Source organism: Shewanella sairae (assembly GCF_023283535.1).
In the GTDB taxonomy this organism is placed as follows: domain Bacteria; phylum Pseudomonadota; class Gammaproteobacteria; order Enterobacterales; family Shewanellaceae; genus Shewanella; species Shewanella sairae.
On record NZ_JAKILT010000013.1, the window covers coordinates 17,528 to 30,399 of the forward strand.

General features: G+C 43.4%; 10 protein-coding genes. 5 read left to right on the forward strand and 5 right to left on the reverse strand.

Annotated features, from left to right (window positions below):
• Positions 1-85: 85 nt before the first annotated feature.
• The 5 genes from hslU to priA all read right to left on the reverse strand — a co-directional run bounded on the left by hslU (position 86) and on the right by priA (position 6,779).
• Positions 86-1,411, reverse strand: coding sequence for an ATP-dependent protease ATPase subunit HslU (hslU, locus tag L2748_RS07455; RefSeq protein WP_220778871.1), 1,326 nt, complete (start codon positions 1,409-1,411; stop codon positions 86-88).
• Positions 1,412-1,454: 43 nt separating this feature from the next.
• Positions 1,455-1,979: an ATP-dependent protease subunit HslV gene (gene hslV, locus L2748_RS07460; protein WP_220767023.1), complete on the reverse strand. Its 525-nt coding sequence runs from the start codon at positions 1,977-1,979 to the stop codon at positions 1,455-1,457.
• 148 nt (positions 1,980-2,127) lie between these two features.
• On the reverse strand, positions 2,128-2,703 hold the full coding sequence (locus L2748_RS07465; protein ID WP_220778869.1) for an SPOR domain-containing protein: 576 nt from the start codon (positions 2,701-2,703) through the stop codon (positions 2,128-2,130).
• A gap of 10 nt (positions 2,704-2,713) precedes the next feature.
• On the reverse strand, positions 2,714-4,459 hold the full coding sequence (gene argS, locus L2748_RS07470; RefSeq protein WP_220778867.1) for an arginine--tRNA ligase: 1,746 nt from the start codon (positions 4,457-4,459) through the stop codon (positions 2,714-2,716).
• Positions 4,460-4,583: 124 nt separating this feature from the next.
• Positions 4,584-6,779, reverse strand: coding sequence for a primosomal protein N' (priA, locus tag L2748_RS07475; protein WP_220778866.1), 2,196 nt, complete (start codon positions 6,777-6,779; stop codon positions 4,584-4,586).
• 382 nt (positions 6,780-7,161) lie between these two features.
• Between priA and L2748_RS07480 the strand changes: the two genes are divergently transcribed.
• The 5 genes from L2748_RS07480 (at position 7,162) to csrD (ending at position 12,757) form a co-directional block, all read left to right on the forward strand.
• Positions 7,162-7,917, forward strand: coding sequence for a FimV/HubP family polar landmark protein (locus L2748_RS07480; protein ID WP_220778865.1), 756 nt, complete (start codon positions 7,162-7,164; stop codon positions 7,915-7,917).
• Positions 7,918-8,118: 201 nt separating this feature from the next.
• Complete coding sequence (gene rpmE / locus L2748_RS07485; RefSeq protein WP_012156969.1) at positions 8,119-8,331, forward strand: 50S ribosomal protein L31; 213 nt, start codon at positions 8,119-8,121, stop codon at positions 8,329-8,331.
• Between the two features lie 136 nt (positions 8,332-8,467).
• Positions 8,468-9,241 (forward strand): thermonuclease family protein, encoded by a 774-nt coding sequence (locus L2748_RS07490; RefSeq protein ID WP_220778863.1) that lies wholly within the window; start codon positions 8,468-8,470, stop codon positions 9,239-9,241.
• A gap of 202 nt (positions 9,242-9,443) precedes the next feature.
• Positions 9,444-10,694: a malic enzyme-like NAD(P)-binding protein gene (locus tag L2748_RS07495; protein WP_220778861.1), complete on the forward strand. Its 1,251-nt coding sequence runs from the start codon at positions 9,444-9,446 to the stop codon at positions 10,692-10,694.
• 155 nt (positions 10,695-10,849) lie between these two features.
• A complete protein-coding gene (gene csrD, locus L2748_RS07500; RefSeq protein WP_220778859.1) occupies positions 10,850-12,757 on the forward strand; it encodes an RNase E specificity factor CsrD in 1,908 nt (635 codons plus the stop codon).
• Positions 12,758-12,872 lie beyond the last annotated feature (115 nt).

A 12,872-nucleotide genomic window follows, 5' to 3' on the forward strand; every position in this document is an offset into this window, starting at 1 on the left:
GAAACAGAATAGCGGTTAAGGAGCATATTGTCCTTAACCGCTATCACTAATTTAGCCATTATTTGGCAACGATTTTAAGCTGAGCTTATAGAATAAAGCGGCTTAGATCTTCGTCTTGTACTAAGTTATCTAGGTGCGCTTTAACATATTCGGCATCGATAACTGAAACAGAGCCAGACTTGTCAGATGCTTCGTAAGAAAGCTCTTCCATCAAGCGCTCCATCACTGTGTGTAAGCGACGTGCACCGATGTTTTCAGTACGCTCATTTACTTGCCAAGCAGCTTCTGCAATGCTGTCGATACCATCTTCGGTAAACTCGATGGTGACGCCTTCAGTGCCCATCAAAGCGATATACTGTTCAGTTAGCGATGCGTGTGGCTCAGTTAAGATACGCTTAAAGTCACCAGCTGTTAGTGCATCTAGCTCAACACGGATAGGCAGACGACCTTGAAGCTCAGGGATCAAGTCAGATGGCTTAGACATCTGGAACGCGCCCGATGCGATAAACAAGATATGATCCGTTTTAACCATGCCGTGTTTAGTATTAACCGTACAACCTTCAACAAGAGGAAGTAGGTCACGCTGCACACCTTCACGAGATACATCTGGGCCTGACGATTCGCCACGCTTACAGATTTTATCGATCTCATCTAAGAATACGATACCGTGTTGCTCAACAAGCTCAATTGCTTGTTCTTTTAAGTCTTCTTGATTAACTAGCTTAGATGCTTCTTCTTCAATCAATAGTTTATAAGCTTCTTTGATTGGCATCTTGCGGCGCTTACTCGCACCCGGTCCCATATTTTGGAACATACTTTGTAGCTGGTTAGTCATCTCTTCCATACCTGGAGGAGACATGATCTCAATGCCCGCTTGTGGCGCAGTAATATCGATCTCAATTTCTTTATCGTCTAGCTGACCTTCACGTAACTTCTTACGGAAGATTTGACGTGTTGCGTTGTCATCCGCTTTTTCGCTATCCCAATCTTCTTTTGGCTTAGGTAGCAAGGCATCTAAAATACGCTCTTCTGCCGCTTCTTCAGCGCGGAATTTACACTTCTTAATTTGCTCTTCACGAGTCAATTTAATTGCCGAGTCAGTTAGATCGCGAATGATCTGCTCAACTTCTTTACCTACATAACCCACTTCAGTGAACTTAGTCGCTTCAACTTTAATGAAAGGGGCTTTAGCAAGACGTGCTAAACGACGAGCAATCTCAGTTTTACCTACACCGGTAGGGCCAATCATAAGAATGTTCTTTGGTGTCACTTCTTGACGTAAGTCAGCAGCAAGCTGCATACGGCGCCAGCGGTTACGCAGTGCAATCGCAACTGAACGCTTGGCTTTTTGCTGGCCGATAATGTGGCTATCTAATTCGTGAACAATTTCACGTGGTGTCATTTCAGACATATTCTTTCCTTATGCTTTACAGCATTTTACTCAGCGTTTGCGCTTAGTACTTTAATTCTTCAATTGTCTTAAATTGGTTGGTGAACACACAGATGTCACCAGCAATTGTTAGCGATTTCTCAGCAATTTCGAGTGCACTTAAATCGGTATTTTCAAGTAGTGCAGTCGCTGCTGATTGGGCAAAGTTGCCACCAGAACCAATCGCGATAAGATCATTTTCAGGCTGAACCACATCACCGTTACCAGTAATGATTAATGAAGATTCAGCGTCGGCCACTGCAAGCAATGCTTCAAGCTTGCGTAGCACTTTATCTGAGCGCCAGTCTTTAGCCATTTCCACGGCTGCGCGCATTAGGTGACCTTGGTGCATTTCAAGCTTAGCTTCGAAACGCTCGAATAGGGTGAATGCATCGGCTGTACCGCCAGCAAAGCCCGCTAGTACCTTGTTGTGGTACAAACGACGAACTTTTCTAGCATTGCCTTTCATAACGGTGTTACCGAGAGAAACTTGGCCATCACCGGCGATAACGACTTGGTTATTTCGGCGTACTGATACGATAGTGGTCACAATAAATCCTCTTCTCTAGCCAGCGACATTATGCCTGCTGGTTGACGATAATAAAGATATGGGGATGCTGATTTGAATATCAAGGGGCGGCGGGAGTGCTGGCATAAAAAAACGCTGCAAAAGCAGCGTTTTTATTGAGGTTGGTGATTTAACCTTCCCAGAACCAGATCTGGCAACCGTTAGTGCCAGCGTTTTGCAGCACATGGCGCTGTCTTTCAGCATCGCGCTTTTTGTCATAAGGGCCTAATACAACCTTATACCAAACTCCGCTGCTGCCTGTAGCCTTACGTACTTGTGCCTCAAGACCTTGGAAAGCGATAATCGCTTTTAGCTCATTGGCCTGTGATTCTTTTCTAAACGAACCACACTGCATTTGATAAGGACGTTTTGGTTTATCTGATACTTCAGGAAGATCGACTTCAACCTTCTTGTTTTCTAGTTCTTCAAGATAGGTCCATTCCTCTTTTGGTACCGGAGGAAGTGCGTCAGGATCTTTCTTTTTTGGTTTAGGCTTTGGTTGCTCAACCACCACCGGCGCAGTGGTTGGCTCATCATTGCTGCTTAATATCCACAGTAAATAACCAAAGCTAGCAATACCTACAAGCGTGATAAGCAACAGCAGAATTGGAACGCGCTTTGGCGCATTTCCTTTTGAGCTCTTTTTGCGAGCGCTGTTCTTACCTTTTTGAGCAGGCTTACGGTTTGCATAATCACGATTTGTCATGGGCTAAAGATTACATCCGTTCTAATGTTTCTAGACCAAGCAGGTTTAAGCCTTGTTTTAGTGTCTTAGCGGTTAGCTGTGACAATAATAAACGGCTCTTCTTAAGCTCTTCAGATTCAGCGGCTAACACTGGGCAAGCTTCGTAGAAACTTGAGAACGCACCGGCTAGCTCAAATAGGTAACCGCAAAGGGCATGTGGTTGGCCTTTGCTAACCATACGTGCCATCACTTCGCCAAACTGAGCAAGCTTAGTGCCTAAGTCTTTCTCTTTTTCGTGTTCTAGGATGATTTTTGCATCGCTTAAATCAACATCCTGAGCACGCTTGAAGATCCCCGCTACACGCGTGTAAGCGTATAGTAGGTACGGTGCTGTGTTACCTTCAAAGCTCAGCATCTGCTCAAAGCTGAAGATGTAGTCACTGGCACGGTTCTTAGAAAGATCGGCGTACTTAACTGATGCAATACCCACAACGCGAGCAATCTCAGCTAGTTCAGCTTCGTCCATATCTGGATTTTTGCTACGAACAAGCTCTAGTGCACGAGTATCAGCTTCTTTTAGCAGGTCAATCAGCTTAACTACCCCGCCTGAACGTGTTTTAAATGGGCGACCATCTTCACCGTTCATGGTACCAAAGCCCATGTGCTCGAAGCTCATTTCTTCGCGTACAAATTTAGCCGTTTTAGCTAGCTTGAATACTTGTTGGAAGTGTAGCGCCTGACGTAAATCAACAAAGTACAATGCGCGATCAGCATTAAGTACATTTGAGCGGTAACGCATTGCAGCTAGATCGCTAGTAGCATATAGGTAACCGCCGTCGGCTTTTTGGATAATAACCGGTAGAGGCTCGCCTTCTTTGTTTTTGAATTCGTCTTGGAAAACAACTTTTGCGCCATTGCTTTCAGACAATAGACCTTGTGCATCAAGATCGGCAACCACTTGGGCAAGATCGCTGTTGTAAGCACTTTCGCCGCGCACATCTGCGCGAGTTAGGCTCACACCTAAGCGCTCATATAGCTCATGGCAATGGCTTAGCGATATATCGTTAAATTCGCGCCATAGTTTGTTGCAGTACTCGTCGCCTGATTGTAATTCAACAACCAATTTACGTGCGCGAGTAGCAAATTCTTCTGATTCGTCAAAACGAACTTTAGCAGCGCGGTAGAACGTCTCTAGATCTGACAGTTCCATTTTAGCTTGCTCACCATTGGCAGCTCGCAGCTCTTCCATGTAAGCAAGCAGCATACCGAATTGAGTACCCCAGTCGCCTACGTGGTTTTGACGAATAACTTTGTGGCCCATAAATTCTAGGGCGCGCACAACGCTGTCACCAATAATGGTTGAGCGTAGGTGACCTACGTGCATCTCTTTAGCCAAGTTTGGCGAAGAGTAATCAACAACCACTGTTTGTGGCGCAGGCAGTTCAATACCAAAACTATCGCTGTTTAACCCCGTCATTAACTGGTTTGCTAGGGCGTTGTCATCGATAAAGAAGTTAATAAAACCTGGGCCTGCAATTTCTACTTTTTCAACATGAGCTGATTCAGGTAGGTTATCGATAAGCAGTTGAGCGAGTTCACGTGGATTTTTGCCCGCAGCTTTAGTCAGCATCATTGCCAAGTTAGTTGCAAAATCACCGTGGCTTTTATCTTTCGTTCGGTCAACTTGAATACGTGCTTCAAAGTCTGCAGGAACAATCCCTTGTTGTTTAAGGGCATTTAAAGATTCAGCGAGTAAAGATTGAGTATGTGATTTCATTGGCGTTTAATCGACACTTACATAAAGAAAAATAATAAGGGGTAACCGACTATTTTAGCCGCTAGTGGCGGTGAATTACTATCCTCTAGCGAACTTTTTCTGCTTTGGAGTGAATAAAGTCGATTTAAAGCAAATCTTGTGGGTCTCTATCTATGCTCCAGCGACACTTTTTAGCCAGCGGTAGTTGTTCTATTTGTGGCAATGCTCGCTCAAATTCTGCCTGTAAGCGGTTGCGGTTTTTTGTCTGGAACAATAACTGACGACGATATTTGCCGGCTTTTCTATCGAGCGGTGCTGGCATTGGGCCAATGACTTCGCACTCTTCATCTTGTGGCAGCAAAGCACCAATCTGACTGAGTAAGTTGTCGGCATCGATCGCTTGATGAGCCTCGGCGCGGATTAATATCATGTGCCATGCTGGTGGCAATAACGCTTGGGTGCGTTCAAATAGTTGATTACGGGCAAATTCGCCGTAACCTTTATGCATGAGTTCGCGCAGCATAGCGTTATCGCTTTGATGGGTTTGCAGCAATACTGTGCCGGGCTTAGTAGCACGACCGGCGCGGCCCGAGACCTGAGTATAAAGCTGACCAAAGCGCTCAGGCGCTCTAAAGTCGGCGCTAAACAGGGCGCCATCAACATCAAGCAAGCCAACTAAGGTTACGTCTGGAAAGTGATGACCTTTAGCTAACATCTGGGTGCCGACAAGGATTTTGTATTCACCTTTATGGATAGCGTTTAAGTGGCTTTCCAAAGAGCCTTTATTACGCGTGGTGTCGCGGTCGATGCGTACCACAGGGTGATTTGGAAACTCTTTCTCTAAAAATGACGCTAATTGCTCGGTACCCACGCCTTGCCCTGCAAGCATAGTACTGCCACAGCTGTGGCACTGTCTTGGGATCGCATATTGATTGCTGCAGTGGTGACAGCGAATTTCGCCGAGCGCTTGATGCACGGTAAAAAAAGCATCACAGCGGTCGCATTCATGTAGGTGACCACATTCATGGCAAATCAGCGCTGGTGCAAAGCCGCGACGATTCAAAAACAGAATAACCTGATTACCGGCATCGAGGTGAATACGCATCTCATTTAAGAGTGCGTGTGACATACCTGAGCGCAGTGGCTGATTACGTATGTCAACAATACCTTGGCGCACCTTTTCAGCTGCACCGGCACGCTTGCCTAAATGTAGGTGTTGGTAACGACCATTTAGTGCATTTTGCAGTGTTTCTAGCGATGGTGTTGCGGTGCCTAAAAGTACCGGGATATCTTCTAAATGCCCACGCATAACCGCTAAATCACGGGCGTGATAACCGACGCCTTCTTGTTGCTTAAAGCTTGAATCATGCTCTTCATCTAAGATGATAACGCCGGGATAAAGCATCGGCGTAAACAGTGCCGAGCGGGTACCGATAATAATTGCTGCTTCGCCAGATTTAGCTTGGCGCCAAGCATCTAATCTTTGATTATCGGTCAGCCCGGAATGGATCACCGCCACCTTAACGTTGAATCTGCGACGAAAACGGTTGATGGTTTGCGGTGTTAAGCCAATCTCTGGCACCAGTACTAAAGCTTGCCTGCCTTGCTTGAGTATTGTTTCAAGCATAGCGAGATAGACTTCGGTCTTGCCCGAACCTGTTACACCTTCAAGTAAAGTGCAGTGATAGCCTGTTTGCTGGGTGAGAGTGGCAACAGCAATGGCTTGCTCGGGGTTAAGCCTATGAGGTTCTTCAGTCATCTCAAGCGATTCTCGCCAGCTTAAATCGGTATCGAGCACTCGGGTCTTTTTTTCTATCCAGCCTTTATCATCTAAGGCTTTTACGGCGGCTTTACTTAACTCTAAGCTGGTTATGTCGCTCAGTTCTAAATCGCGATCTCGCAAGCTATGCAGCAGCTTTCGCTGTGCTGGAGCACGGTTTAACTGATTAATATCCGCCTCTTTGCCCGCATCGGTTAGGGTCCAATAGGTCACACTAGAGGCTTTAACCTCTGCGCCTTTACGTAGCGCGACAGGAATCGCTTGCGACAGCATTTGCCCTAAGCTGCAAAAGTAATACCTTGCGGCCCAAGCGGTAAGCTTATACAGCGACTCAGGTAGTAGTGGTTCACTATCTAAAATAGCAACAATGGGTTTTATTTGTTTAGGCGTAAGTGAACAGCTGTCAGTTACAGCAGTAATTAGCCCTATGAGTTGTTGGCGACCAAAGGGCACTTGAACACGCATGCCTTTTTGAGGCGTAATAGTGATGTGTTCAGGGACTTGATAGCTAAAGTTTTGTCGCATTGGCACGGGAAGGGCGACTTCAACAAACAAAGGCATAGGGTTACTATTTCGAAAGGATACTGAGGTTAAGTGTACCGAGGCAATGAAACTAGAGCTAGCGACAATTGATTTAATTGTTGGCGGTAGTGGCAGTATTTAGATTATAAATGCGATAGTGCCCTGAAGACCCTTACAATCATTTGATAACGTTAAGATGCAATGGTCGCGGAAATAAAAATGAGCAAAGGTAGTCTAAAATGAATAGGCTATAATAACTTAAGCTGTCTCTGTTTGGATTGATTACCAATCAATGTGTATACCGTGCTTAAAGTAACTTATTAACATATAGAAGGTTATTCATCGGAACATGGAAGGCCCGAATTAACAGCATTCAACCTCAATAATCATGATAACAATGGCCGAATGGGAAACACACTCTATGAAGAGCATTATATTGGCGCTGATGACGCTGTTAATGTTGGCACCGGCTTATGCCAAAGTATCCCATGTAAGCATTAATCAAAGGCTGTTTGAATTAGGTGGACAACCCCAATTAAAGCTTAATATTGTGTCGTCACATAACAGTGTAAAAAAACTTCAATTTACCATTAGGCAGACTGATGGTGAAGAACGTTTAAGTTTGGAACCACTAAATAATTTTAAAATTAAAGTGGCCGGTATTGAAAGCGTCACAGATAAGAATGCGGTGTTAATTGTAAAAGAGTACCGGATTAATCGTTGGTATCAGCTGAAGGTCATCAGTTTGTTTAATGAGGCGTTGCCAGAATCAGCGATGAATAGCTATTACACATCAGATCGCGCTAAAGCTAAAGTTTCAGAGCAGGGGACGCGAATGTCTGATGCGGTGATGGCTGATGACAAACTCGCGGCAGCCTTAGGTTGGGGAGAGGAGGCTAGCACAGTCAAGATCTCTTTAAATAGTAGCCAGGCTTGTGACGTAGCTTTTAACGGTAAAGAAAGCCTTTGGCGTGTCGCTAATCGTCATGCTCCACAATGGGGATTAAGTGCTTATGGCGCAATGTTGGCTATCTATGAAAGTAATCTTAAGGCCTTTAATCAGCTAAGTATTCATGGTTTACGTGCGGATGCGAAACTAAAGTGCCCATCAGCCAGTATTATTGAAAAATATCAGAATGCTAAGGCGGCTGAGAAAGCGTTTAGCGCAATGGAATAGAGGTTTAATAAACTCAGGAAAACCTTGAACGGCTGGGCTTTTTAGCGCGATTGAAGATTATTCATTATTGCTGTATTTTGCTGCTTGAATCTAGCATGTAGATGCTGTAGTATTCGCCGCCTAAATAATTTTATTTTAACAGCATGTGGTGTCCGACTTCGGGTTGGAAGAGCGACATGGCCTTTTACTGAGGTAATTCCAATGAAAGCAGGCATTCATCCTGATTACGCAGAAATCACTGCGACTTGTACTTGTGGTAACGTTATCAAAATTAACTCTACTGTAGGTAAAGATTTACACCTAGACGTATGTGGTGCATGTCACCCATTCTACACTGGTACCCAGAAAGTTATGGATACTGGCGGACGTATCGACAAGTTCAACAAGCGCTTTGGTGCACTTGGCAAGAAGTAATTATTACTTTTGCAATGAATTTAAAAAAGGCGCCTTTATGGCGCCTTTTTGCTATCTAAAATTTGTATTAGCTGCACACAACCGTATTTTGTCGTACTCTAGTTTTGGTTGATATGTGTAAGCCATGGAGCGGATCATGAAGCCAATGACTTTGGTGCTATTACTGTTAGCGACTGTTCAGGCATATTCGGTACGTGCTAGCGAATGTATGCCAACGCAATTTGATGAAACGGTCACCTTAGCGCATGTCAATGATGGTGATACAATTACCTTAACTGACGGTCGCTTAGTTCGACTTATCGGTATCGATTCTCCAGAAATAGATTTTCAATTCCCTAAGCTTTCTCAACCTTATGCTACTAATGCAAAAGCGTTTTTGGCTAGCATTGTCAAACCCGGTCAATTTTTGCAACTCGCATTTGATAAGAGGCGCCTTGATCCTTATGGCCGCACCTTAGCTTATGTTTATACTGAGCAACAACAGCATCTGCAAGAGCTGATGCTTGCCAATGGGTTTGCTAAATCTAGAGTCTATCAAAATGATTATTTTTGGCAGTGTTTGAGCGCAATTGAGCAGGAGGCGCGTGAAAATAAAATAGGCTTATGGAGTCATAAGGATTATCAACCACTCACAACAGAGCAACTGACTCGAGACGATACCAATAAGTGGCAAGAGATCAGAGGAGTTGTAACTGGTTATGAAAGAAAAGGTCAGAATTTCGAGCTCAATATCGACAATAACTTAGTTTTGATGCTGTCTCAGCAAGATATTGGTAATTTTAGTAACATTTTGACGCTAAACTTACTCGAAAGCTCAGTCGTTGTGCGGGGTAAACTGTATTATTCTTACAGTAAATATCGACTAAATGCCTCGCATCCATCGCAGATAACCTTAGAAAATCGACCTTAGGAATAATATATAGCAATAAAGTTAAAAAATGAGAGGAACTTATTTGAAATGATATGAGATTCAAGTATCTTAGCGGCTATCAGCTAACTGTTTTTTGCTCAATTTAGAATTCTACTTAAAGGATCAATATTGAGTATTTTATAGACCATTAGTTGCAGACCTTTCGCTTAGGATATTATTAGTCGCACTCAGGATTAGAAAAATGGCAGATTTTCGTCAACAAGCCCTCGATTACCACGAATTCCCAGTTCCAGGCAAAACAGCAGTTTGCCTAACGAAACCCGCAGAAACTAGCATGGATCTAGCCTTGGCTTATAGCCCAGGTGTTGCTGAGCCAGTGCGTGAGATTGCGGCTAATCCAGATAATGCTTACCGTTACACAGGTAAAGGTAACACAGTTGCGGTGATCTCTAATGGTACAGCCATCTTAGGCTTAGGTAACTTAGGCCCACTAGCTTCTAAACCTGTTATGGAAGGTAAGGCTTTACTTTTCAAGCATTTTGCGAATATTGATGCAACAGATATTGAAGTTAAACACAGAACTTCAGAAGAATTCATCAACACGGTAGAAGCGATTGCTGACACATTTGGCGGTATTAACCTAGAAGATATCAAAGCGCCTGAGTGTTTTGAGATTGAAAAAGCGCTAATTGAACTGTGTAATGTGCCTGTATTCCACGATGATCAACATGGTACCGCAATCGTTACTGCTGCGGGCATGATTAACGCGCTGGAAATTCAAGGCAAGTCAATCGAAGATGCTGTGTTTGTATGTATGGGCGCTGGTGCGGCGGCAATCGCATGTATGACGATGATTGTTAATTGCGGTGCGCAACGTGAAAACGTTTATATGCTTGACAGAAAAGGCGTTATTCATACTCGTCGTGATGATATCAACGAGTATAAAGCGTTATTTGCTAACAATACTGACAAGCGTACTTTGCAAGATGTGATTAAAGGTGCTGATGTATTCCTAGGTCTTTCTGGTCCTGATGTTTTAGGTGCTGAAGATGTTGCGTTAATGGCTGAAAAACCAGTTATTTTTGCATGCTCAAATCCAGATCCTGAAATTAAACCAGAGCTTGCACACGACGTGCGTAAAGACTTGATTATGGGCACTGGTCGCAGCGACTATCCTAACCAAGTTAACAACGTACTTTGTTTCCCGTTCATTTTCCGTGGAGCATTGGATGTGCGTGCTTCACGAATCAACGATGAAATGAAAATTGCTGCTGTGCATGCAATTGCTGCTTTGGCTAAGGAGCCTGTACCTGCTGAAGTATTAGCTGCCTATCCTAATGTTGATACATTGGAGTTTGGTCCTGATTACGTATTGCCTAAACCAATTGATACGCGTTTATTGCCAAACGTAGCTAAAGCGGTTGCACTCGCAGCAATTGAATCTGGCGTTGCTACAATCACTGAATTACCTGAAGGCTATATGGAGTCGTAAGACTCATTTAGTCATAAAAAGGGGCCTAAGGGCCCTTTTTTGTTGCTGAGTGTTTTTTGATTACGTATAAATACTAAGTGTTGCTCGATTGCGTTGTATTGAAATACCTCTAAACGCTAGCTGAATACTAATAAGATCTCGCGGGAAGCGGACAAATGAAATTGACTCGAATGTTAACTAAAAAACTTACTAGCTTTTGGCTTATGTCACTTGTTGGTGTCGCGTTTATCTGTTTTTTAACCGCTATGGTTAGCTTCGTCCAGCTTACTTATACTTTTCAACAGCAAAAAGTCACAGAGTTAGAGTCGTTGATAGAGCAACAGTCTAGCCGTCCTGAACGTTGGGGGTATCAAGAATGGTTACCGCCACTATTAAATTCATACCGAGCTCACGCCTTTACGCTATTTAAAGGTGAGCAGTTGATCTTTGAATACCAACCAACTCAGCATCAAACTGGTGGTGTGAATTACAAAAGCGAATTGGCAGATGGTCAATTAGTGATGAAGTTAACTCTGCCTCAGCCGTTTAATAAAAGTGATATTGGCTGGTATGGCATATTAATCATCTTTATCGGTTGCCTAGCGGTTTGCTTATTTGTTCGCTTTGGTTTTCGTTGGTTCTCAGCAGAGTTAAATGGGATTGAACACTTAGCACAACGCTCGAGTTTGATTTTATCTGGGCAGCATGACAAGGCGTTAGCGGAAAAGGGTCAAGGTAAACCTAGGTTGATCAATCGTGCATTAACCCATCTGTTATTAGAGTTAGATGACGCACACAAAGAACGCGCGCGTTTTGATCAATATATTCGTTCTAATACCTTTCTTGATGCAGAAACAGGTATAGGTAATAGCTTATTTCTCAAAAATCGACTCGATGCTTTGAGTAGCACCTCGGGCATGATGACACCTGGGGTGCTTTACCTGTTTGAAATGGAGGACTTTGATTTATTGGCAAAAGATCTCGCTGAGCATGAAGTTGACGAGCTGCTGTTACAGTTGATTGGTGTCGTCAACCAAATCTTAGCAGATAAAGCTAACAGCATTTTTTCACGGCGTTCGTATAATCAATTTGCCGTTGTCGTACCACAAATATCCCAAGTCGAAGCAGATCAGTTAGCGGCGAAATTATTGCGGCTGAGCTTAAATCAGCTTAACGCTTTGGTGCCTCTTCCTGAGGACTTTCTGCATTTAGGCGGTGCTTACTTTAAAGTGGGTGATGATAAAGACGCTTTAGTTGAAGAAGCTGAATTAGCATTGCGTTCAGCACAATTCCAAGGCGAAAGTAGCTGGTTTATGTACGACAAAGGGTCCGTTGATGGCGACTTATCAAAAGGTTCTGTACGCTGGCGCAGCTTTATTGAAAATGTTTTAGTCAGTAAAAGAGTATTTTTATTTTCGCAGCCAGTTGTCGATAGTGACTCTTTAGCTCACCATCAGGAAGTGACCTGCCGACTGCGAGATACTCAAGGCAACTTGGTACGTGCAACGTTATTTTTGCCTATGGCGATAAAGTGTGGCTTAGTACCACAAATAGAGCGACAAGTTATTGAGATGGTTTTGTTTGATGTATTGCCTAAACACAAAGACAATACACTTAAGTTTAGCATTAACTTAAGTTTTGATACGTTAACGAGCCGAGCCTTCATTAGATGGTTGAAAACCACACTATTGGAATACCGTCATCTTGCACCACGCCTGATTTTTGAAGTCAATGAAGATATTTTGGTTAATCATCTACAAGAGTTAAAAGAACCACTTGATATGCTGACTAAAATGGGCGCAAAAATTTGTATCGATCGAGTCGGTCTGCAAGTTGTTAGTACTGAATATATGCACCATTATCCCATCTCGCTGATTAAGTTACACCGTTCGATTGTAAACCAGATTCATTTGCGAACAGAGAATCAATTATTTGTTCGAAGTCTGATTGCAGGCTTGTTTCGAACTGATGTACAAGTTTGTGCTGAAGGGGTTGAAGTCTTGCAAGAGTGGCAAACTTTACAAATTCTAGGGGTGAGTGCGGGGCAAGGTAGTTTCTTTAGTGAACCAATTGAGGAAGTATAATCTGTTTCATGTTTAGAGTAGTTTGTTAATGAATGTCTATGAATTGGGATTTTATCTATAATAATCAGGAATAACCCGCTAGACTAATGGCATAATAAGAATCTTGCGCTATTGA